At 45.5% G+C, this 24,353-nt stretch carries 15 protein-coding genes; 14 read left to right on the top strand and 1 reads right to left on the bottom strand.

Annotated elements, in window-relative coordinates:
- Positions 1–8 precede the first annotated feature (8 nt).
- From GTH24_RS17260 to GTH24_RS17210, 11 genes are all read left to right on the top strand, one after another.
- Positions 9–608: a DUF1819 family protein gene (locus GTH24_RS17260; RefSeq protein WP_004249340.1), complete on the top strand. Its 600-nt coding sequence runs from the start codon at positions 9–11 to the stop codon at positions 606–608.
- Positions 605–1,189 (top strand): DUF1788 domain-containing protein, encoded by a 585-nt coding sequence (locus tag GTH24_RS17255; RefSeq protein WP_004249341.1) that lies wholly within the window; start codon positions 605–607, stop codon positions 1,187–1,189. The genes GTH24_RS17260 and GTH24_RS17255 overlap by 4 nt, the downstream gene beginning before the upstream one ends.
- A gap of 18 nt (positions 1,190–1,207) precedes the next feature.
- Complete coding sequence (brxC, locus tag GTH24_RS17250; protein ID WP_004249342.1) at positions 1,208–4,885, top strand: BREX system P-loop protein BrxC; 3,678 nt, start codon at positions 1,208–1,210, stop codon at positions 4,883–4,885.
- Positions 4,886–5,041: 156 nt separating this feature from the next.
- Positions 5,042–8,683 (top strand): BREX-1 system adenine-specific DNA-methyltransferase PglX, encoded by a 3,642-nt coding sequence (gene pglX / locus GTH24_RS17245; RefSeq protein ID WP_004249344.1) that lies wholly within the window; start codon positions 5,042–5,044, stop codon positions 8,681–8,683.
- Complete coding sequence (gene pglZ, locus GTH24_RS17240; RefSeq protein WP_004249345.1) at positions 8,683–11,352, top strand: BREX-1 system phosphatase PglZ type A; 2,670 nt, start codon at positions 8,683–8,685, stop codon at positions 11,350–11,352. Before pglX ends, pglZ begins: the two co-directional genes overlap by 1 nt.
- Positions 11,353–11,550: 198 nt before the next feature.
- Positions 11,551–13,605: a protease Lon-related BREX system protein BrxL gene (brxL, locus tag GTH24_RS17235; protein ID WP_206535564.1), complete on the top strand. Its 2,055-nt coding sequence runs from the start codon at positions 11,551–11,553 to the stop codon at positions 13,603–13,605.
- A 43-nt stretch (positions 13,606–13,648) separates the two neighbouring features.
- Positions 13,649–16,300, top strand: a complete 2,652-nt coding sequence (locus GTH24_RS17230; RefSeq protein WP_004249347.1) for a TrlF family AAA-like ATPase — start codon at positions 13,649–13,651, stop codon at positions 16,298–16,300.
- A 154-nt stretch (positions 16,301–16,454) separates the two neighbouring features.
- Positions 16,455–18,605 (top strand): MobH family relaxase, encoded by a 2,151-nt coding sequence (mobH, locus tag GTH24_RS17225; protein ID WP_004249348.1) that lies wholly within the window; start codon positions 16,455–16,457, stop codon positions 18,603–18,605.
- Positions 18,606–18,653: 48 nt separating this feature from the next.
- A complete protein-coding gene (gene traD, locus GTH24_RS17220; protein ID WP_109023850.1) occupies positions 18,654–20,474 on the top strand; it encodes a conjugative transfer system coupling protein TraD in 1,821 nt (606 codons plus the stop codon).
- Positions 20,475–20,483: 9 nt separating this feature from the next.
- Entirely contained in the window at positions 20,484–21,044 is a 561-nt protein-coding gene (locus GTH24_RS17215) for a hypothetical protein (protein WP_004249350.1), read from the top strand.
- Complete coding sequence (locus tag GTH24_RS17210; protein ID WP_004249351.1) at positions 21,031–21,666, top strand: DUF4400 domain-containing protein; 636 nt, start codon at positions 21,031–21,033, stop codon at positions 21,664–21,666. The genes GTH24_RS17215 and GTH24_RS17210 overlap by 14 nt, the downstream gene beginning before the upstream one ends.
- A 26-nt stretch (positions 21,667–21,692) precedes the next feature.
- Here GTH24_RS17210 and GTH24_RS17205 read toward each other — a convergent pair whose 3' ends face one another.
- Positions 21,693–22,280, bottom strand: a complete 588-nt coding sequence (locus tag GTH24_RS17205) for a hypothetical protein (protein ID WP_004249352.1) — start codon at positions 22,278–22,280, stop codon at positions 21,693–21,695.
- A 288-nt stretch (positions 22,281–22,568) separates the two neighbouring features.
- Here GTH24_RS17205 and traL point away from each other — a divergent pair, with 288 nt between their 5' ends.
- The 3 genes from traL to GTH24_RS17185 are packed head-to-tail and all read left to right on the top strand — an operon-like array spanning position 22,569 to position 24,353.
- On the top strand, positions 22,569–22,850 hold the full coding sequence (traL, locus tag GTH24_RS17195; protein ID WP_004249354.1) for a type IV conjugative transfer system protein TraL: 282 nt from the start codon (positions 22,569–22,571) through the stop codon (positions 22,848–22,850).
- Positions 22,847–23,473: a TraE/TraK family type IV conjugative transfer system protein gene (locus GTH24_RS17190; protein ID WP_004249355.1), complete on the top strand. Its 627-nt coding sequence runs from the start codon at positions 22,847–22,849 to the stop codon at positions 23,471–23,473. Before traL ends, GTH24_RS17190 begins: the two co-directional genes overlap by 4 nt.
- Positions 23,454–24,353, top strand: coding sequence for a TraK domain-containing protein (locus GTH24_RS17185; protein ID WP_346727916.1), 900 nt, complete (start codon positions 23,454–23,456; stop codon positions 24,351–24,353). The genes GTH24_RS17190 and GTH24_RS17185 overlap by 20 nt, the downstream gene beginning before the upstream one ends.

Raw genomic sequence — 24,353 nt, 5'->3', positions numbered from 1 at the left:
ATGAATTTATGAATATAAAAGAATATTTAGGCGATCTTATCGGAAGCAGTTTATTGATAACTGAATCTAGAATAATCGCAGAATCGCTACTGAAAAAACTTCCAGAAGATGAGTGGAAGTCGCTGATCGTTGAGCAAAATGTTCTTCAGAAAAAATCCGGTCAGACGGCTATTCGTTATGCCAGAACAATCCGTTGGCGTATTGAAGGCCTGGGTGATGAGTTTATGACTGATCTTTTAACCGCGAGTGAACGTGCCTATGTCCAAATGCTGATGATGTCATTACTCATTCATTCTCCGGTTGTCGCTGATTTTATGCGACATACCTTAGCCGAGGCTCGTCGCACCTATAAACCCGCTTTAACCGCTGATGCATGGTCTGAGTTTTATGACACGAGAGTGCGGGCATATGCCGAACTTGGCGGTTTTTCTGACTCAACTGTCAAAAAAATGGGTAACAACGCAATTAAGGCATTGGTTGATAGTGGCTACCTGAGTGATAGCAGGACAAAGAAAATACAACCTGTTTACCTAATGCCAGAAGTTAAAGACTGGTTAGTTCGTCTGGGCCGGGAAGATTTGATTGAGGTCATGGAGTGCACAATATGAAGGCTCTCCAGACCAGGCTTGATCTTATACAGGAACGAATTGAAAGCCCTAAGTTTTTGAAAAACGATGGCTTGGGCAATGAAATTGGATTTTGGGTATTTGACTATCCAGCCAAGTATGAACTGCTTGTACGAGAGCACCTTAAGCACGTTGACGAAAAACTCAACAAGCGTGGTTACCGCTTTGTCCATCTCAATATTTTTGAAGTCTTGATAGATATGCTTGAGGAGCGAGGCCTTTTCGACCGAGCTTGCCAGCGTGAATTGCAAGTCGGTGTTGATGGTCTTCGAAAAACACTAGCCGGGCCTCTGAGCCAAGAGAAAGTGGCAAGGTATATCGCGGACAAATATAAGCCATCAGAACTTGAGTTTGTGTTGCTGTCAGGCTTAGGCAGTGCGTGGCCTCTTGTCCGAGGACATGAGTTACTTAGTGCTCTGCAAGACGTGATGGGGAGCACGCCATTAGTGCTTTTCTATCCGGGTGAATATAGCGGAAGGGATTTGCATCCTTTTGGCATGATCGAATCTAAAAACTACTATCGCGCCTTCAAACTTGTGCCTGAAGACGGTAAAAAAATTTAAGAGCAGGGAGCCTCCCGAATGAAAATTGAACAGATTTTTTCCAAGAAGTTGACGCGTGACATTAATGGCGTTGTTAAAGCGGAACAAAAAGACAATGACAGTGTGTATGTCGAGCTTGATGAGTATGTTGTTACCCGAGAGTTAGATAGACACTTTCGTGCATTTTTTGAGGCTTACGTCCCATCAGTGACGCAAAGCCACGGTGATATGTCAGGTAAAATTGGTGTGTGGATTTCTGGCTTCTTTGGCTCGGGTAAATCGCACTTCCTGAAAATTTTATCTTATTTGCTTGAGAATAAATCTGTTGAAAAAGATGGCCAAGGCCGACAAGCGTTTGAGTTTTTCAAAGACAAAATCAACGACGCCATGCTGTTGGCGGACATCCAAAAAGCGGTTACCAAAGACACTGATGTTATTCTTTTTAACATCGATTCGCGAGCCAATACGGACGACCGAGAAAATGCCATTCTTAAGGTTTTCCTCAAAGTCTTTAATGAGCGTGTAGGATACTGCGCTGACTTTCCTCATATTGCGCACTTAGAACGCGAGCTTGATAAACGTAATCAATACGCATCTTTCAAGGACAAATTTGCTGAGTTGACTCAATCAACTTGGGAAAAGGAGCGTGACGCCTATGACTTCTATCGAGACGAACTTTCAGAAGCACTCGCTCATGCCAGTGAGCAATCATTAGAGTCTGCCAAAGCGTGGGTTGAGCAGGTTGAAAACAATTTCCCGCTAGATATCCGAAACTTCTGTAAGTGGGTTAATGAATACTTAGATCGCACTGGGGATCGTAACCTTCTTTTCTTAGTCGATGAAGTCGGTCAGTTTATCGGTAAGAACACACAAATGATGTTGAAGCTTCAGACCATTACTGAAGATCTTGGCACATATTGTGGTGGCAGAGCTTGGGTCGTTGTTACCTCTCAGGCAGACATTGATGCTGCCATTGGTGGTATGGATAAGAGTGATGGCGAGGACTTCTCTAAAATTCAAGGGCGTTTTAGTACCCGCTTACAGCTGTCGAGCTCGAATACCTCGGAAGTTATTCAAAAGCGATTGTTGTCCAAAACGGAAGAAGCTCGTACATACCTCATCGATGTCTTTGCTGAAAAGGGCGACATTCTTCGTAACCAGCTGACATTTGATAAAACGACAACCGCGTCTCTAAAGGGCTACACCGACGCTCCGTCTTTCGTGGACAACTATCCGTTTGTGCCTTACCACTACACGCTGGTTCAAAAAGTGTTTGAGTCAATTCGAACAAAAGGCGCGACGGGTAAGCACTTAGCCATGGGTGAGCGTTCATTACTTGATGCTTTCCAATCAGCTGCAAAACAGATGAAGGACTCTGGCCTTGATGTGTTAATCCCGTTTTATAGTTTCTATGCACCGATTGAAAGCTTTTTGGAGCCAGCGGTTAAGCGAACGATTGACCAAGCCTGTGAGTTGGATTCCTTAACAGAATTCGATGGCAAGATCCTAAAAACGCTTTTCTTGATCCGTTATGTGGACGTTGTCAAAAGCACACTAGACAACCTTGTGACGCTGTCAATTGATCGAATCGATGCCGATAAAATTGCGCTGCGTAAACAAATTGAAGAGAGCTTGAATCGTCTTGAACGCCAATTGCTGATTGCGCGTAATGGTGATGAGTTTATCTTCCTGACCAACGAAGAAAAAGAGATCGAAAACGAGATCCGTCACACTGACGTTGAAATGTCAGAGGTCTCGAGCAAGCTTTCAGCCATCGTATTTGACGGTATTTTGAAAGGTAATCGTACCTATCGATACCCGATTAATAAGCAAGACTTTGCGGTGAGCCGTTTTTGCAATGGTCATCCAAAAGATGGCACCACGCTGGAAGACCTAGTCATTAAAGTCATTTCACCTTTGGATTCGCACTTTGAAAATTACGCCCACGATCAAGCGTGCCTCAATCATACGCTTGAGGCTGATGGGTGCGTGCTCGTCAAGCTGGGCGAACATAAGCGTCTTTGGGATGAGCTGACAACCTTTATAAAAACTGACCGATTCTTAAAACAAAATTCAGGACAGCGACCAGAGCAAGAACACCTTCTCCGCGAAAAGCAGATGGAAAATATGGAGCGTGAAAAACGCTTAAGAACGGATTTTGAAGCTTTGTTTGCCGAGGCTGACGTTTACGCGATCGGCACAAAACTGCCGAAGAAATCAGCAACGCCAAGTGCCATCGTCGAAGAAGCATACAAATACGTTATCGAAAATACCTTCGCTAAATTGAACATGCTCAAGGCAACGCCTGGTGAAGTTTTGCGTGAGCTACAGGCCGTTCTTGTTGCTGATGATATTGCTCAGATTGGACTGGATCTTCAAGCGGATGAATGTAACCCAGAAGCTACGCGTGAGGTTGAGCAGTACGTAACGCTAAAAGTCGAGCGTAATGAGCCTGTTTACTTACGTGACATCGTTGCCCACTTCGGCAAGCGCCCGTATGGCTGGCCAGCCAATGAAATCTTATTGCTCACTGCAAGGCTGGGCTTGGCTGGAAAGTTATCTTTTAGTACCCAAGGCACAGATCTGGCGTTGAAAAAAGCTTACGAGCCGTTTACCAGCGTGCGTAAACGCGGTGAGATCCGTGTACATAAAATCAGGCAACATGACGAGCGCCAAATCAAAAAGGCTGCTGGTCTTGTTAAAGAGATCTTTTCAAAAACCTTTACCGGCTCTGGTGAAAAGGAGCTCTACGAATTAGTGCGCGATGAATTACTGGCTTGGAATGAAAAGCTTAAATCATTCAGAACCAAGTCACAGACAGGCCATTTCCCAGGTAAATCTCAAATTGACGAGGGTCTTGCATTGGTCGCGGGTATTCTTGAGCAAACTTCAAGCTTCGCCCTTATCACCCGATTCTTAGAAGACGCTGATGCCCTTGAAGAGTTTGCTGAGGACTTTGAGGATCTTGATGACTTCTACAATAGCCAATTTCAAACTTGGCAAGCCCTTGCTGGCGCATTGAACGAGAAGTTTAAGGCCAATAGACCTGCGTTAGAAAAAGACAGTGAAGCATTAAAAGCGCTCACTGAATTAGAACGCATTTACAATATGCCCTCACCGTATGAGCAGCTGCGCCACATTAATCCGCTTATCGAGCAGGTGGCAAAAGTTAACTCAACATTGGTTGAAGAAAAACGCACTCATGCCTTAGAGCGTGTTGATCTGCGCATCGGACGTGTAAAAGAAGCGCTAGCTGAAGCTCATGCACCGTCTGAATTACAGAACCAAGCACTGCGCCCGTTACAAATGTGCAGACAGCGCATTGAAGCAACCTCTTCAATACCACAAATTATCAGTGAGCAAACTGAAGCGGAAGGTTACGAGGACGAAGCTTATGAGTTGCTGAATGGCTTTATCGAAGATCAACGCAAAAAAGCTGAAGCTGAGCGAAGACGTCGTGAACTCGAACAGCAGACACGCGAAGAGGAAGCAGCGAAAGCCGGTAAAGCAGCTCCAGCACCTGAGCCAGCCTCTGAACCAGTGCAGCCACAGCCGGTTGCAAAACGTACCGTAACGATTAACTCAACCGATGCCATGGCTAAGTCAGTAACAACCGGATTCATTGAAAGTGAAGCCGAAGTTGATGCCTATCTTGCCGCTTTAAGAGAGCAGCTGATTGCTGCGGTCAAAGCTGGCGACCGAGTAAGAATTAAGTAAGAGGCAACGGATAGCTATGTATCAAGCGGGTGGAACAATAAGATCATTACTCGACAAGGTTGCTGAGCAGGAATACCTGTTACCGGCCATCCAGCGAGAAGAACCGCATTACAACCCGCAAGCAGCGTAGAGACAGAATAAGAGGCACAAGATCATATGAATACGAACAACATTAAAAAATACGCACCAAAAGCGCGCCGCGAATTTATGGATGCGGTAGCGAAACGATTAAATACCTTTGGTATCACCGCGAATAAAAAGGGCGAGCTACAAATTACAGAAGCGAATCTACAAGGTTCTGTGCTTCAAATCGCCGGTAACAGTTTTGACGGTAAACTGGCGGAGCCCAGAAAACGCATAGTGGCCAGAAGCCAGAAACTTGGATATGCACAACTTATTGAACAAGTAGCTTATACCTGGTTCAACCGTCTGTGTGCTATTCGCTATATGGAAATCCATGACTATCTAGGCCACGGTTTCCGTGTTTTGTCGCACCCAGACAACCCTAAAGGCTTTGAAATTATCGACCATGCGCAAGATGCTGCGGATGAACTCGGGTTAGATAGAGCTCGCATTATCGAACTCAAGCTTGCGGGCAACAAAGACGAAGAGCTGTATCGTGAACTGCTGTTGGGCCAGTGCCATAAGCTTCATGAGGCGATGCCTTTCTTATTTGATGCATTGGATGATGAAACAGAGCTTCTGCTACCAGATAACCTAATGCGTACCGACTCCATTCTGCGTGGATTGGTAGACGGCATCCCTGAAGAGGACTGGCAACAAGTCGAAGTGATTGGCTGGCTATACCAATTCTACATTTCTGAAAAGAAAGATCAGGTAATGGGTAAGGTGGTCAAAAGTGAAGACATCCCTGCCGCTACTCAGCTATTTACACCTAACTGGATTGTAAAGTACCTGGTACAAAACTCAGTCGGTCGTCAATGGCTGCAAACCTACCCAGACTCTGCCATTAAAAGCCAGATGGAATACTACATTGAGCCTGCGCAGCAATCTGACGAAGTTAACCAACAGCTAAAGGCTATTACGCCAGAAACTATTGAACCTGAAACCATCAAAGTACTTGACCCCGCTTGTGGTTCGGGCCACATATTGATTGAAGCCTATAACGTGCTAAAAGCCATCTACGAAGAGCGTGGTTTCCGCTCACGTGATATTCCAAAGATGATCCTGGAGAACAACCTCTACGGCCTAGACATAGATGATCGTGCAGCACAGCTATCTGGCTTTGCGCTGATGATGATGGCGAGAGATGACGACAAGCGTATTTTTACCCGTAATGTGCGACTCAATGTACTGTCATTGCAGGAAAGTAACCATATTGATCTGCCGACCTTATGGAAAGCACTCAACCTATCGGGAAGTTGGCAAAACGGCACATCACAAGGCTTGTTCTCAGATGAAGAACAAGATTTAAGCTCGTTCAATGCAGACAACCGCTACCAACTGTTGACGCGAACATTGGCAAGATTTACTCAAGCCAAGACCTTTGGTTCTTTGATTGATGTTCCAAGCGATGAGTATGAGCAGCTAAAAGAGCTATTGAGCACGCTTGTAGAGCTTCAAGAGTCAGGCGACTCAATGCAAAAGCCAGCAGCGAAGCAATTGATAGAATTTGTTCATCAGTCATTGGTACTGTCGATTCGTTACGATGCGGTTATTGCTAATCCTCCCTATATGGGAGCAAAAGGAATGAATGCAGATTTGAAAGAGTTTGCTAAGAAACAATACCCAAATAGTAAATCAGACTTGTTTGCCATTTTTATGGAGCGAGCATTTAAATTGCTTTCTCAATATGGATTTAATGCTCAAATAAATATGCAGTCATGGATGTTTTTGTCAAGTTATGAGCAGCTAAGAAGCAATTTATTGGAAGACCATACATTTATTACAATGGCGCATTTAGGTGCTCGGGCTTTTGGTCAAATCAGTGGTGAGGTTGTTCAAACTACCGCATGGATTATTCGAAATAAGCACATTAAGAAATACCAGCCTACTTTTTACAGGCTTATTGAAGGCAATGAGGAAGAAAAACAAAAAGCATTATTAAGTCGAGATTTTGAATTTTCAATTACAAAACAAGATGATTTTAAAAGGATTCCGGGAAGCCCGATTGCTTATTGGGTGTCAGATAATGCAAAAATAAGCTTCTCTTGGGGAACATTGGTAAGCTGTAACTATGAGTTAATTCAAGGAATGATAACTGGGAACAATGAGCAGTTTGTCAGGTCATGGGTCGAGATATCAAAGAGTAAGTTTAGCTATTTTTCCAATAATACTGATTGCTGGGTTCCGTACAATAAAGGCGGCGAAGCACGGAAGTGGTATGGAAATCATGAGCTTGTTGTTGACTGGAGAGATGAAGGACTATCATTTACCAGAAATCGTGGAACTAACAGTCACTTGTACTTTAGAGAGTACGCTTCTTGGAGCTACTTAAATTCAGGATTTCCTGCTGCAAGACTATACCCAGATGGCTTTCTATGGGATGTTCATGGCTCTGGTGCGTTCCCTCTAAATGGAGTTAATCCTAAAAAGCTAGTGGCATTACTTTGTTCAAAAGTTGGAGCCTATTTGCTATCAGTTCTTAACCCAACGATGAGCTTCCAAGTCGAAAATATATCCGCATTACCTTGGAATGAAGAAAAACTGGAAGGTATTAGCACTTGTGATTTAGAAGAGGCTGTAAAAATAAGTAAAGAAGATTGGGATTCTCATGAGGTTTCTTGGGCATTCTGTAATTTGAAAATTGTTTCTATAGATAATAACTCAAAGAAAGTTGAAGAATCAGTTGATGCGGTATTTTCTTACTGGGAACAAAAAACGCAAACTTTAAGGCTTATCGAAGAACGTATAAATACATCACTCATTAAAATCTATAACCTTGAGAGTGAACTCAGCCCAGATGTTCCACTTGAATCTGTCACTCTTACTTGGAATCCTGCTTATGTATACGGCCCGAAAAAAGTAAATGAAGAAATTATGAAGCAACATGTTTCGGGCACCATGACAGAGCTAGTTTCGTACTCAATCGGCAATATGATGGGGCGCTACTCTCTTGACAGAGAAGGGTTAATATACGCTCACTCTGCTAACGAAGGATTCGACAAACTCGTTGCAGAAGAAGTTTATAAAACCTTCCCAGCTGATGAAGATGGAATCATTCCGTTAACTGACCAAGAATGGTTCAAAGACGACGCAACCAATCGTTTCCGTGAGTTTGTCCAAGTTGTTTGGGGTGAGGAATACTTACAAGAAAACCTCGATTTTGTCGCTGAATCACTGTGCTTAAACGCCATAAAACCAAAAAAATCTGAATCAGCACTGGAGACGATTCGCCGTTATTTATCGACTCAGTTCTATAAAGATCACCTGAAGACTTACAAAAAGCGCCCTATTTATTGGCTGTTTAGCTCAGGCAAACAGAAGGCTTTTGAGTGCTTGGTGTATTTGCATCGTTACAACGAGGGCACGCTTTCTCGTATGCGTACCGAGTATGTTACCCCGTTACTCGGCAAATACGATGCGTATGCAGAGCAGCTTGAGAAGCAGATTGAAACGGCCGACTCGACCAGTGAAGCGAACCGCTTCAAGAAAGAGTTGGATGCCTTAATCAAGAAACAGGTCGAACTACGAGAGTTTGATGATAAGCTAAAACACTACGCCGATATGCGTATTTCACTGGATCTGGATGATGGCGTGAAAGTGAATTACGGCAAGTTTGGTGATCTGTTGGCTGATGTTAAGGCCATTACCGGTTCGGCCCCGGAGGTTAACTAATGCAGATTAGCGAACTGGCACAAGGTGTCGCTGCCAAGCTCGAACAAAGCCGCATTGTGTTTTGGTACGACCCAGAGCAAAGCTTTACTGAAGAGCTTGAGCATTTAGCTAATTCTTTATCGCTTGCAAAAGAATCAGGTGATAAAGCGGCAGATATAACTGCCAGAGTTCTGCCAAATGATTTGACTATCCTCAATATGGGCAATGAGTCCGTATTGGCAGTGAAAAAACGTATTGAAGTGGATGAGCGTGAAGCTAAATTCCTTATCTATTTTCCAAGCGCTGAGCCAGAGCCTGACCGCGATTGGTTGCTGGACGTGCGTTTGTATAGCGAGCAGTTTTTTGCTGATCACAGCTCAATGTTGCTTAATGAGCTGGGTATTCCGAAAATGGCGCTTCGCACGTACATTCGTAAGCGCCAGAGTTTTTTTGCCAATAAACAGCGCATAGCCGGTTTAAAAAAGTGGGTGACTGAGAACGAAGACGAACTGTCGTTAGACAGGAAGATGATGGCAGTGGTTGTAAAAGCTGATTCTGCGTCTTTGTCGGACATTCTGCTTGGGTTACTACGCGAGTATGCGGCTTATATCGAAGATGAAAGCCTTGGCCAACCTTTATGGAGCCAGCTAAGTAAGTTTGATCTTGAGACCTCACTCTGGGCCTATCTGAGTGAGGGTTTTGGTTATACAGTCGAAGAGCCAACCTTCTCAGACTTCGTGTTGAAATTATTCTGTACTGAATTCTGGAGCCAAATTGAAGGTGTTGAACGCGATTGGTTGCTTAACAATGTTCTAAAAAGCGCTTCAGGCCGGGCAACAGCCTTGGCGTTTATGGTGAGCTGGCGCGACAGCCGCTCTTTCGCCGCTTACTACGAAAGCATCTCTAAGGTGCTAAGCCAACAGTTGGAAATTTCGGCTCGTGCTGGCCAGTACCATCCGGTTGAGCTTATCGAATGCGAAACGTTCGAAGCTGTGGAGCAGGCCATAATCCGTGGTTTAGTTCGTGATTTGCTCGATAGCAGTAAAGCGCTAGACCGAGTTCAGTTTGATACGGTCTTATCAAGACGTCTTGCTAGCCATTGGACATTATCACGCAAAGAATATTTCGCAATTTATGAAGCTATCCGCAACGCTGAAGAGTTAATGCACTTGCGAAATCGCTATGTGGATGGGTTCCACTTTGATAACGCGAAAGCAATGTACGACGCCTATACCACAGACATTTATCGCTTTGACCAGGCTTACCGTTTGTTCAATGAACATGTGCACTCTGTATTGAGTAAAGGTGCGGACATACTGCGTCAGCTCGACGACGAAGTCGAAAGCATTTATACCAACTGGTACTTATATGAGCTTGGCCTTGCCTGGGATCGTCACTTGGCCAATGAGAAATTACTTGAAAAGTGGCAGATTTCTGGCGTACCGCACCAGTATAACTTCTATGAAAAAGAAGTTCGCACACGACTGAGTCTGAAACAGACAAAACGCGTGTTTGTGATCATCTCTGATGCCCTGCGTTTTGAAATTGCGAATGAGCTTGGCGCTATCATTAACAACGAGAAGCGATTTAAGGCTGAGGTGTCTACGCAGTTGGGCGTTTTGCCGAGTTATACCCAACTTGGGATGGCGGCATTATTGCCTCATAAGGCGCTCAGTTACCAGCCAGAGCAAGGCACGGCTGTTTATGTGGATGGTATTTCTTCACAGGGTTTAGACAACCGCAACGCCATCCTACAGAAGGTAGGTGGTATGGCAGTGAGTTCTAAGGAACTGATGAGCTGGAGTAACCAGGAGGGGCGTGACAAGGTTCGAGACGTAGAAGTCGTTTATATCTATCACGATACCATTGATGCGATTGGTGATAAGGCTGCAACTGAAGAAAAAACGTTTGAAGCCTGTCGTAGTGCCATTGAAGAGCTAAAAGACCTCGTTGGGCGGGTCATCAACCGTCTAAACGGCAGCCGAGTTGTGATCACCGCTGACCATGGCTTCCTCTTCCAACAAAAAGCACTTGCAGCGGCTGACAAAACCTCGTTGAAAACCAAACCTGCTGGCGCGATAGAAGCCAAGAAACGTTATATCGTTGGTAATAACTTGCCTTCAGATGAAGCCTGTTGGAAAGGCTCAATAAACGATACGGCTCATGGCTCTAGTGGCTCTTCATATCAGGCAGAGTTCCTACTTCCAAAAGCGGCTCAACGCTTCCACTTCGTTGGTGGTGCCAAGTTTGTGCACGGCGGAGCGATGCTACAGGAAGTCTGTGTACCGGTACTGCATGTGCGCGAGCTACAAAAAGAACAAGCAGCAAAACATGAGAAACAACCGGTAGGTGTTGTAGCAGCCACTCAGCCCATTAAATTAGTAAACAATATCGACAAGGTCAGATTTATTCAGACAGACCCTGTAGGCGAGCGTTTTGTCGCACGGTTGTTGGATGTCTATATCGTCGATGCACAAGGTAATGAAGTCTCCAGTCGTGAAACGATTAACTTTGATAGCGTGAGTAAAGTGATGGATGAGCGTACTCGCGAAGCTAGGTTAAAGCTTATTGGCTCTCAGTTCGACAGGAACGCTCAATACACGTTAGTTCTTGAGAATGCGGAAATGAGAACGCGTTATAGCCAATACGCGGTAACCATTGATTTGGCATTCCAAGATGATTTTTTCTAAGGGTAAATATATATGAACGGTAACAACGACAAAGATTTGATTGACCATCAAGGCCAATCCGAAGAGTGGATTGGTGCAGAGCATGAAACTCCCGCAAATGTTACGCAGAACATATATGTTGCCAATATGCAAGTGAACGTAGATGAGGCTGGTGTCGAACCAGAAGCGCCTAGTGAGGTTATTCCCTCAGATATTTCCATGTCTGAAAGGGAGATTCGTGACATGAAAAATTCAGATCTCGATGGGTTGCTAAATCTGCACTTTAAAGGCCGTGTCGTTCGAAAAGATCTGACAAAGCAATTGAAAGAAGGCGCTAACGTCCCTGTTTACGTGCTGGAGTATTTACTAGGGATGTATTGTGCGTCCGATGACGACGAAGTTGTAATGCAAGGCCTTGAGAATGTGAAAAAAATCTTGGCTGAGAACTATGTCCGACCTGATGAAGCGGAGAAAGTGAAGTCACTTATCCGTGAACGCGGCACGTTTAAAATCATCGACAAAGTAAGCGTTAAGCTTAATCAGAAAAAAGACGTCTATGAAGCTGCGTTGTCTAACCTGGGGATCAAGGATGCCCTTGTACCGACCAAAATTGTACAAGACAACGAAAAATTATTAACTGGCGGTATCTGGTGCATTATTACCGTGCAGTATTTCTTTGAGGAAGGTCAGAAGGCATCACCTTTCTCCATTATGAGTTTAAAACCGATACAAATGCCGTCCATGAACATGGATGAGGTGTTTTCAACCAGAAGACATTTTAGTACCGATCAGTGGATGGATGTGTTGCTTCGTTCCGTGGGTATGGAGCCAACCAACTTAGAGCATCGGGTGAAGTGGCATCTTATTACTCGCATGATCCCATTCGTTGAAAACAACTACAACGTTTGTGAGCTCGGACCAAGAGGGACAGGTAAAAGCCATGTCTACAAAGAGTGCTCGCCAAACTCATTGCTTATCTCGGGTGGACAAACAACGGTGGCGAACTTGTTCTATAACATGAGCTCGCGCCAAGTTGGGTTGGTCGGAATGTGGGATGTTGTCGCCTTTGATGAAGTAGCGGGTATTCACTTTAAAGACAAAGACGGCGTCCAAATAATGAAAGATTATATGGCGTCAGGGTCTTTTGCCCGTGGCCGTGATTCAATCGAAGCGAAGGCTTCCATGGTATTCGTCGGTAACATCAATCAAAGCGTTGAGACACTGGTGAAGACCAGTCATCTGTTGGCACCTTTTCCTGATGCCATGATTGACACTGCTTTTTTTGACCGTTTCCATTCCTATATTCCTGGATGGGAAATACCGAAGATGCGTCCTGAGTTTTTCACCAATAGTTACGGATTAATCACAGACTATCTTGCTGAATACATGCGTGAAATGCGCAAAAGAAGTTTTGCGGATGCGATCGATAAGTTCTTCAAACTCGGTAATAACCTTAATCAGCGTGATGTCATTGCTGTACGCAGAACGGTTTCGGGCTTGTTAAAGCTACTACACCCCGACGCACAGTACACAAAAGATGATGTAAGAGCCTGCCTGACCTATGCGCTGGAAACTAGACGTAGAGTCAAAGAGCAATTGAAAAAGCTTGGCGGAATGGAATTTTTTGATGTGCACTTTAGCTACATCGATAATGAGTCATTAGAAGAATTCTTCGTCAATGTACCAGAACAAGGTGGTAGCAAGCTAATTCCTGAAGGCTTACCTCGCGCTGGTGTTGTGCACTTAGTTACTCAGGGAAGCACGGGGCAGCTTGGGTTATATCGCTATGAAACCCAGATGATGGCTGGTTCTGGTAAACACTCAGTGTCTGGCCTTGGTTCGAATACCGCAGCGAAAGAAGCTGTGCGTGTTGGCTTTGATTATTTCAAAGGTAACCTGAATAGAATCAGTGCGTCGGCGAAGTTTTCTGATCATGAGTATCACCTTCATGTTGTTGAGCTCCACAATACGGGGCCAAGTACAAAGTCATCGCTCGTTGCATTGATTGCGTTCTGTTCAATTCTGATGAACCGACCGATTCAAGAGCAGATGGTTGTTTTGGGTGAGATGACTTTAGGTGGTGTTATAAATCCTGTTCAAGATCTTGCAGGCAGTCTTCAGTTAGCTATGGACAGTGGTGCAAAGCGTATTTTGCTCCCAATGGCCTCAGCCTCAGATATTCCAACAGTTCCTGCTGAGTTGTTTTCAAAATTCCAGATCAGCTTTTATGCAGATCCCGTCGATGCCGTGTTTAAGGCGCTTGGGGTTAATTGATTAGGTGTCGTTTGACGCGCCATTTTGTGGAGTAATTACAGGTATGTTTACCAAAGCTCGTTTCTTTAAATGTGCATTGCAGGTAAATCCGGCAGGATACATAAAATATCGTGGGCAACAGCAGACCATCACGGAAGATGAATATAACCAAAATCTGCTTGCGGCATCACTGGAAGCGGGCATAGAGGTCATTGGATTAGCTGATCATGGTTCAGTAGATGGTGTTGATAAAATCCGCAATCTTTTTGTTGAGAATGGGATTGTTGTTTTCCCCGGCTTTGAGATTGCGTCAAGTGAGAAAATTCACTTTGTTTGTCTGTTTGATGAAAACAAAACTTCGCAAGAACTTGAACGGATTTTGGGGCGTCTAGATTTACTTGATCCAGAGGATGGTATATTGCCGACCAACCTCACAGCAATTCAGCTGATTGATAAAGTGAATGAGATAGGTGGATTTATCTTTGCAGCACACTGCATAAATGATGATGGTGTGCTCAGTCGAAAGATGAACCATGTATGGAAACATGAAGGGTTGATGGCAGCTCAGATACCAGGCGACAAGTCGATTGAAGATCTTAAAGGAATAGAAAATGATTTCTACCGTAAGGTCTTCCTCAACAAAGATCCTAACTATAAGCGCGAGCGCGAAATGGCTGCTATTAACTCCTCAGACGTTGCAAAACCAGAGGATATCAAAGCATCGGGTGCTTCTTGTTTGATTAAAATGACCAACCCTTGCTTTGCTTCCTTTAAGCAAGCCTTTTTAGATGCAGGTTCGAGGGTTCGTTTGAACTCAGATAAGCCAGAAAGCTATGCTTCGGCAATTGAGCGTATTCGATTTGTTGGTGGTTATCTGGATAGCGTCGATATTGAACTATCGGACCATCTCAATGCTGTGATTGGTGGTCGTGGAACTGGTAAGTCAACCTTGTTGGAATGTATTCGCTATGCTTTCGGATTAGAACCTAAAACACCTAACGCAATCAAACAGCACAAAAGTGTCATTGATACTAACCTTGGGAAAGAACGAGGTTTAGTTGAAATTACGTTGCGTTCATCAGTTATGCACGGTCGCAGATTCAAAGTAAGCCGAAAACACGGTAGTGATCCGGTAGTGGTTGACTCCCATGGAAATATATCCCCCTATCTTCCAACGGATATTTTGCCTGGTATAGAGCTTTACGGGCAAAACGAAATCTATGAAATGACACGAGATGAACAAAGTCGTAATCAGCTCATCGAACGTTTTCTTGAGGGCGAACATGAGAAGTTTGATGCAGATATCGCTGACGTTTTAGCAAAGTTAAAAGATAATCGAGAATCCATCAAGCGAGTCCTAGGTCAGAAAGATGACATTGAAGCAGAGATCGAGCGCTTACCTAAGTTATTGGATCAGGCAAAACAGTATCAAGCATTAGGTATTGATGAAAAGCTGGAGCTTATTCCTAAACTTGAAAAAGAAAAACAGTTGAATGATCAGATTGGTGAGGATGTTGCAAGCGTCCAACTGGCTATCGATGCGCTCAAAAACAGTTTGCCAGATACTTTGTATTTAAGTGATACCAATTTGGATGGCTTACCTCATGCTGAGCTCTTGAAGCAGCAGCGTGAAGTTTTGAATGCCCTGAAAACGGGCGTTCAGCAGACATTAATACAGTTAGAACAGCTAACTTTAAATGCAAATCAACAATTGTTACCGGTCAAGCAATCTTTATCAGAAAAGCAGCAACTTGAAGAGCAAAAACTTGAGTTGGCTTTTAAGGATATACCTGCAAGCCAGGGTAAAACTGGCCGACAAATTGGTGCTGAATATCAGACTCTGTTAAAACAAATTGAGCAGATACGCCCTAAACAAACCACCTTGCAAGATCGCCAGACACAAATTGACGAATTGTACAACTCGCGAAAGAAGCTGCTTCTGGAGTTAGAACAACATACAAGTGCGCGTGCGAGTAGTATTACTAAATCTGTTAAAAGGTTAACAAGAAAACTGGAGCAGAAGGTACGGCTCACCCTACAGCCAGAAGGTGGCCGCCAAGAACTTGTGAATTTTCTGACTGGGTGCAATTTAGAGGGGGTTGGGCCTAAACGTCTCGCCTGGGTATTAGAAGGTAACTTCTCTCCAAGCAGTTTAGCCTCGACTATCCGTCAAGGAGAGTCGGAGCTAGGACGAAAGTTTGGCATATCAGGCACTGTTGTTTCAGCTTTAATTCGTCTTTCAGAAGTAAAACTAATGGAACTGGAAGAATTGCAGTTACCGGATACCATGGCGATTGAGTTAAATGTGACTCATGGAGAACGAGAAGCTGTATTTAGGTCAATTGATGAATTATCGACGGGACAGCAGTGCACTGCTGTTTTGCACTTATTGCTGTTAGATAATCAAGACCCATTAATCCTTGATCAACCTGAAGATAATTTGGATAACGCATTTATAGCTGAGAGGATAGTCGCAGAACTACGTAGGGCTAAACTGAGTCGTCAGTTTCTATTTGCAACACATAATGCCAATATTCCGGTTTTCGGTGATGCTGAATGGATTGGCGTTTTGAGCGTAGAAGATAATAAAGGGCTAATTCTTCCAGAACAACAAGGTGCGATCGATGTTCCCAATGTTCAGGCTTTAGCCGCAGATATATTAGAGGGCGGGAAAAGTGCATTCAATCAGCGTCGTGAGAAATATGGATTCGTGTAAAGCACTATTTTGGTATTAATCACTAAGAATCAGGTTCCGCACCTTTTTGAAACCGTGAAATTAGCTCGTATGTTATTCTTCTACATGAATTATCAATCTATCTAGCCATCAAGCTCAGAGTTGAACCTTCACACTATCGTGTCGGAGGTTCACTATGTTCAAAAACCTATTTTTTCAAACCAAAGCACTACCAGAACTGTCATCTCAACTGGATGCAGACATTCCACGCTATCCGCCATTTCTGAAGGGGTTGCCTGCTGCGTCACCCGAGGATTTGCAGTCCACACAAGACGAGCTAATTGCCAAACTGCGCCAGGTACTTGGCTTCAACCAGCGTGATTTTCAAAGGTTAATTCAGCCCTGTATTGATCATCTGGCTGCTTATGTCCACTTGCTGCCAGCATCTGAGCATCATCATCACAGTGGTGCTGGTGGTTTATTACGTCATTCGTTGGAAGTTGCTTTCTGGGCGGCACAAGCAGCTGAAGGGATCATCTTTGTTGCCAGTGGCACACCGGTTGAGAAAAAAGAGCTAGAGCCAAGGTGGCGTGTCGCGGCGGCTCTTGGCGGTTTGTTCCATGATATTGGTAAGCCTGTTTCAGATTTGTCCATCACAGACGAAGATGGACGCTATCAGTGGAACCCTTTTTTAGAAACCTTATCCCAGTGGACCACTAATAACAGCATTGAACGCTATTTCATTCGTTGGCGCGACGGACGGTGCAAGCGGCACGAGCAATTTTCAATTCTGGTTTTAAACCGGGTGATGACACCTGAGTTGCTCGCCTGGTTAACCCAGCCGGGCCCTGAGATTTTGCAAGCCATGCTGGAGGCAATTGGCAATACTGATCTCGAGCATGTCCTGTCTAAATTGGTCATTGAAGCTGACCAAACCAGTGTCCAGCGAGACCTGAAAGCTCAACGAATTTCCGTTGACGACAATGCCCTTGGTGTCCCAGTCGAACGCTATCTACTTGATGCCATGAGGCGATTACTTGCCAGTTCCCAGTGGCTGGTCAATCAGCGAGACGCCAGAGTCTGGTTACGAAAATCGAATCAATCAACCCATCTTTACCTGGTTTGGAAAAGCGCGGCTAAGGACATCATTGAGCTGTTGGCCAAAGACAAGATACCTGGCATTCCAAGAGATCCCGATACCCTTGCGGACATCCTTATTGAGCGAGGATTGGCCACTAAATCCGCCTCGAATGAGCGATATGAAAGCCTTGCCCCTGAAGTGCTGATCAAAGACGACAAGCCCATCTGGTTACCCATGCTGCATATATCTGAGGCCGATTTATTGTTCAGCTCGAATGTACCAAGTAGTGTGAGACTGTTTAGCAAATCTGAGTGGGAAGCAACACGGCAAACACAAGCAGAGCCACAGAGTCGCTCCAGTGAGCATTCAGACTTGCCTGAAGCGTCATCATCAATCGAACATAGAAAATCGGATGAGTCACCATCGACAAACTCGTCCGAACAAGATGATGAACTTCGTCTTGCCAGTGATGTTAATAACCCCCAGGCAACTGAAAATGCTCCAGGTGATGGATGTGAAAAGCCTAACAATTCATATGATGGCGCTATCTCAAATAACGTAAACCAGCACGATGCAGAAGCATTGAATCTGCCTGAATCTTTGGCATGGCTCCCAGAGGCCAGTAGCGCGCTGGTTGTGGTTGGTGAACAGATACTGATCCGCTATCCCGATGCCGTAAGACCTTGGTGTGCTCCCCGAAAACTGCTTGCTGAACTCAGTCGATTAGATTGGCTTGAACTAGATCCCGCAAACCCGACACGTAAGGCCAGAACTATTACTACGAAAGATGGCGTTCAGGAGCAAGGGTTGCTGCTGAAAATATCGATTTCTAAAGGGCTTACTGCACTGATTGACCTTCCCAAACAAGACGCAGAACCGGCGGCAGCAATTCAGAACGAAGAGGCTTCACCGCGACCGAGTCGAACTGAGACAACCAATGTCCAAGCAAAAGAACCCGCCACAAGAACGGAGCGAAAGCAAAAGCCGATTGCGGCCAATGCGAACTCAAGTACCGACCCCAAACACGCGCAGCGGCAACAGATGGTTAATTTTGTGAAAGATTTGCCCATCTTACTGACCGATGGTGATTACCCAGACGTGGATCATAGTGCCGATGGTATTCGCGTCACGATTCAAACCTTACGCCAAGTCGCCAATGAGCATGGTATTCCAGCCGGACAGCTGCTTCGGGGGATCTCGGCCAGTGACCAATGCCAGTTTGATGAGGGGGAAACGGTTCTGTTTACCGCTCACGCTAAGCGTTAATCCATTTGAAATTAATCGGATTGCAAACGGTTATTTTGCGGAGCATGAATGAAAGAAAACGCATACGAGATGCCTTGGCGCACGAATTATGAAGCCATGGCAGCAGCAGGTTGGCTGGTTGGGGCCACTGGGGCGATTGCCGCAGAAATGCTGAGTGAGCTACCACCTGAGCCATTTTGGTGGATGACAGGGATTTCCTCGGGCATGGCGTTGTATCGCCTGCCTGAGGCTTACCGTCTTTATAAGTTGCAGAAGGGGCTAAAAGGCAAACCTTTGGCTTTTATGGAGCTGTCGCATTTGCAAAAAGTGATGGCAAAACATCCTGATGAATTGTGGTTAGGTTATGGCTTTGAGTGGGACCAACGTCATGCCCAACGCGCTTATGAAATCCTAAAGCGGGATAAGCAAACCTTGCTTAACCAAGGTCACGGCAAGCAAATGGGGTCGACCTGGATTCATGGTGTCGAGCCCAAAGAAGAAGATGTGTACCTGCCAGTTGGTCACACTGAGGGGCACACCTTAATTGTCGGCACCACCGGTGCGGGAAAAACACGATGCTTTGATGCGATGATCACTCAGGCCATTTTGCGCAATGAAGCCGTGATTATTATTGACCCCAAGGGAGACAAAGAACTTAAGGATAATGCCCAGCGAGCCTGTATTGCCGCCGGTAGTCCTGAGCGCTTTGTGTATTTTCATCCGGGGTTTCCAGAGCATTCGGTACGGCTTAATCCCCTGAGGAACTTTAACCGGGGTACTGAAATCGCCAGCCGAATTGCGGCATTAATACCATCTGAAACCGGTGCTGATCCATTTAAAGCTTTTGGCCAAATGGCACTGAATAACATCGTGCAAGGTTTGTTGCTTACTTCACAGCGTCCTGATCTGAAAACACTGAGACGATTCTTGGAAGGTGGCCCAGAAGGCTTGGTAGTAAAAGCCGTTACGGCTTGGGGGGAGCAGGTGTATCCGAACTTTAGTGTGGAGATCAAGCGCTTTACCGAAAAGGCCAATACCTTGGCTAAACAAGCCATGGCGATGCTGCTTTTCTACTACGAACGCATTCAGCCCGTTGCCGCCAATACCGATTTAGAGGGGCTATTGAGCATGTTTGAGCATGATAGAACCCACTATTCTAAGATGGTGGCTTCACTGATGCCGGTGCTCAATATGCTCACCTCAAGTGAATTAGGCCCACTGTTATCACCGATTGCAAACGATGTGGATGACAGCCGGTTAATTACGGATTCTGGTCGAATTATCAACAATGCCCAAGTGGCGTATATCGGCTTGGATTCATTAACCGACGCCATGGTTGGCAGCGCCATTGGTTCGTTGCTTTTATCGGATCTCACTGCTGTGGCCGGTGACCGCTATAACTATGGTGTTGAAAATCGCCCCGTAAATATCTTCATCGATGAGGCTGCTGAAGTCGTAAACGATCCCTTCATTCAACTGCTCAACAAAGGCCGTGGCGCAAAAATGCGTTGTGTGATTGCTACTCAGACATTTGCTGACTTTGCCGCTCGTACAGGCAGTGAAGCTAAGGCTCGCCAGGTGTTAGGTAACATCAACAACTTGATAGCCCTTCGGGTGATGGACGCCGAAACGCAGCAGTACATTACTGACAATCTGCCTAAGACTCGGTTGCAGTACATCATGCAAACTCAAGGTATGTCGTCCAACTCGGACAGCCCCGCGTTGTTTACCGGCAATCATGGCGAACGCTTGATGGAAGAAGAAGGCGATATGTTTCCACCGCAATTATTAGGCCAGCTCCCAAACCTAGAGTACATCGCCAAGCTCTCAGGTGGCCGCGTGATCAAAGGTCGCATTCCTATTTTAACCAGCTCTACACAAGCAGTATAAGGAGTCTCTATGCATCATTCTGTTTGTCTGAAAATGACAACACTTACCAGTAAAGAAATGCTCGCTCAGTGGCAGCAACATAACCCCCAGTTCAAGGAAGCCTTAAGACTGCTTGAAACCGACTGGCCTCATGCTTTGGCCTCGGTGTATTGCTTGGCGGACTATTTAACGGATGCGTTCACGTTAGATGGCCACTCCATCTTTGATTTGTGCCTGTGTAATGGCTTGGGCAGTTATGAAGAAGTCAGTTGTGATGATGACAGTGTACGACTGTGGCATTTCATTGAGGCACTGACCTGGACTGCCGCCAGTGCTTTAACTGGGATTCGCCTGCGTGATCCTGACCATTTCGAGTGGGCCGCCGTGGATGGTGTGTATTTCCACACCTGGATTCGTAATCGTCCAAATCGGATGGCGTATTTGGCTGAAGGACGTATTGATGTGCGTTATGTCAGTGGCCATACGACGACAAAGCGGCTTCAACAAGTGATTAAAGCCCGGATTATGACGCCAACCGTTGCAGCCATGCTGGCGCGAGTAGAAGAGGATGTTTGGCATGAGCAAGCATAAGTCGGTTTGGCTACTGTGTCTGGCACTGATGCTAGAGATTATTGCCATTGGCGTATTAGTGCCCGGTGATTGGACTGGCCGGGTCATTAGTAAAGAGAAGCAGATGATCCAAAATCAATTGGGAACTCAAACAAGCTATTGGATTGGTCAAACTAGCCATCGCTGGTATCAGTCATGGATTGTGGATACGCAGATGGAGCAATCTGTACGTGATTTTTTAATCCCCACTGAAGAACAGCGACTTCGTTCTAAAGGGATGGAGAACATGGGAGGCTTTTGGTTTGTCTGGGTAGAAGACCGTATTCAGGCATTTTTTGATGTGCTGTACCAAGTGTTCACTCGATTTGCTTTGCTGATGGTCTGGTTGCCCTTTGCGCTTATTCTCATGTTACCGGCGCTGTGGGACGGCTTGATGACCTGGAAGATTAAGAAAACAACCTTTGATTTTTCGAGCCCAATCATTCACCGCTACAGCATGATTATCCTGGGCTCAGGTGTCATTTTGCTGTTTATGGGATTGTTCGCCCCGCTGGCTATTCCACCGGTGGTGTTACCGTCGCTGATCATCGGTTTGGCATTGATGGCGGGGTTGGCGTTAAGCCACTTGCAGAAGAAGATATGAGGCCTGTCAGGCCTCATCTTGTAGAGCTAAAATCTCACGCCTACGGTATTGCCGTTCTCGTCTTCAGCAGGCAAATGGTAAGTATCAATAAGGTGGCCTTGAAGCCAAATATATTGAGGCATCCAAAAAGAGTACTGTCGTATAAGAGCCAATACTTCTTTTAACGGTTTGTTTGCATGAGGCTCGGCAAGACGGAAGTACATGAATGAGCAATAATCTCGAAAATACTCATGAAGCTCTGAATCCGATATCGTTTCTTTTAGCGGTCTGTTTTGTTCGTCGTCCTCATCAGGGGAATTGGCATAAATTTCAAATAGCTGCTTTTCAGTGAGCATCTCCAAGAAGTGGTCTTCAATTAAGACCCCATCACTGGTATCGACATCCATACCATCTTTGACATCAAAAGCCATGACACATCCAGAAGATAATGCCACTTCTGATGGTTTCAGTACGTCATTAGCTTGTACAACCTGATTCCAATGATTAAAACCAGCAGTTACTGCAATTTCATCGAGTGCTTGAGTGTGTGGAATAGATTTTTCACGTTTAAGCTTTCGTGCTTTTTGCTTTAAACGTTCAACCGTGGCAGAGGAAATGATTTTAGTAATTTGCATTGAGTTTCTCCTATTAGCGAATACGGCGCCCACTGCCGAGGTCGCAGAAAAAACCTAAGCAAAAAATAAATTTGATATGCATGTCGTCCCGTCCGGGTTTGCTAAAGTGGGCAGCTGGTCTCGACACGACCAATATCCCCATCATATCAACCGCATCAAAAAGATCAATTGTTAGTATTGTCTGAGTAGAACCCTCAAAACCTTCAAGAATTCGGCATCTAGCTGACCACTGAACCTGCCAATCCCAAGGCATTCTTCACTTCTCAATTCAAACAACGAGGAGTGACTATGGAACCTGTAAATATTCCATCCTATATCGATCACCCGCCGCACTTCCTGCTTTGGAGTGCCGATGAGATGGCTCCCATTCTGTTGGGGCTAGTGATCGGCATTTTTACCGGTAATGCCTTGGTTTTATGCCTATTGGGGTTGGTGACAACCAAGCTCTATCGGCGTTTTCGTGATGGTCGCCCAGATGGTTTTATTCTTCACGCCATCTACTGGGCTGGACTGTTGCCAACCAAAGCCAAGACGATCCCTAACCCATTTATCAGGAGCTATCTGCCGTGAAGTTCGACGTGTTTTTAAAATCATGGCAAGGCACGCAATTAGAGAACCGATGGCAACGGTTCCTGATTGTAGTGCTGGTGCTATCTAATTTGCTGCTTGCGGTAGCGGCATTTTCTCGCAATACCGTGGTAGCTATTCAACCACCAACCTTGTCTGAAACGGCTGAAGTGTCACGAAACCAAGCCACTCAACCTTACCTTGAATCCTGGGGACTTTACCTGGCTGAGCTTATGGGCAACGTGACGCCGGGTAATGTGTCTTTCATCCGGGTTGCCATTGAGCCGCTACTTTCTCCAGTGGTGTACCAGCAAGTGGTCGATGCACTGGAAATTCAGGCAAGGCAAATCCGCGAAGACCGAGTCACGCTCAAATTCCAACCCAGACAAGTGGAGTATGAGTATGAAACCGGCCATGTCTTTGTGACCGGTTATTCCTTGGTTTCTGGGCCATCTGGAGATGAGCAGCGCCAAACTCGCACCTATGAGTTTGATATCGATATTGAGCAATACCGTCCAAAACTTAGCTGGATGGATACGTATGAGGGGCAAGCTAGAACGAAGCGAGTTCGTGAAAAGTTGACCCAAGAGCAAAACCGGAGGGTGAATGATGCGAACCAAAATTAGTCGATGGATGACACCAAGCTTAATCGCAATGAGCTTGAGTGGCGTTCTGTTATCACAAGCGTCGTATGCAGACGTGGAATTGCCGATTGTGCCAGCCAGTGTGATGAAGCAGTCTGCTACTGCAAATCCACCGGTTCAAAGCAATTCGGTTGCAGCGGATACGCCAACAACGCTACTGATGACACCGGGGGTTAATGAACTGATCCCTGTAGCACTTGGTCATCTGAATCGAATTGTGACGCCGTTTGAATCGCCTCAGGTGAGAACAACCAGTGATGCTCAGACGCAAATCAAGGGGAATGTTGTATATGTAGCCACGGACAAAGAATCACCGGTTTCACTTTACATCACACCGCCTGGTCAGGAAGCGCCCGCATTATCAGTCACCTTAGTACCTCGTCGTATTCCACCGCGTGAAATCACCTTAGCTATTGATGGTCAGCAGTGGCCTATTAAGGGCGTCGTGAACCGAAAAGCCGCCACTTGGGAAACGGCTCAACCATACGTCGATAGCTTACGTGACTTACTCAGAAGCCTTGCATTAAATGAGTTACCACAAGGCTATGACATCCGTTTAGCTGGCCAAACTGACACAAGCCCGAAATGTTTTCAGCCGGGCTTAAAGTTTGGTTTTAAGCAGGGGCAAATTGTGACGGGACATTACTTCACAGTCTATGTAGGACTGGTTGAAAGCTTTGCCGATGAGCCGATAGAAGCCAGTGAAATAGCCTGTCATGCACCAGATATAGTGGCAAGCGCTTACTGGCCTCGCAATATCTTATTGCCGGGTGAAAAGACTGAGTTGTATGTGGTTGTTCGCAATCATCGTGAAGAACCAGTGGAAAGTCAGCGACCTTCGCTTTTTGTGGGAGGTAAGTAA

It is taken from the genome of Proteus vulgaris, from assembly GCF_011045815.1.
In the GTDB taxonomy this organism is placed as follows: Bacteria; Pseudomonadota; Gammaproteobacteria; order Enterobacterales; family Enterobacteriaceae; genus Proteus; species Proteus vulgaris_B.
This window is presented reverse-complemented; position numbering and strand designations above follow the sequence as displayed.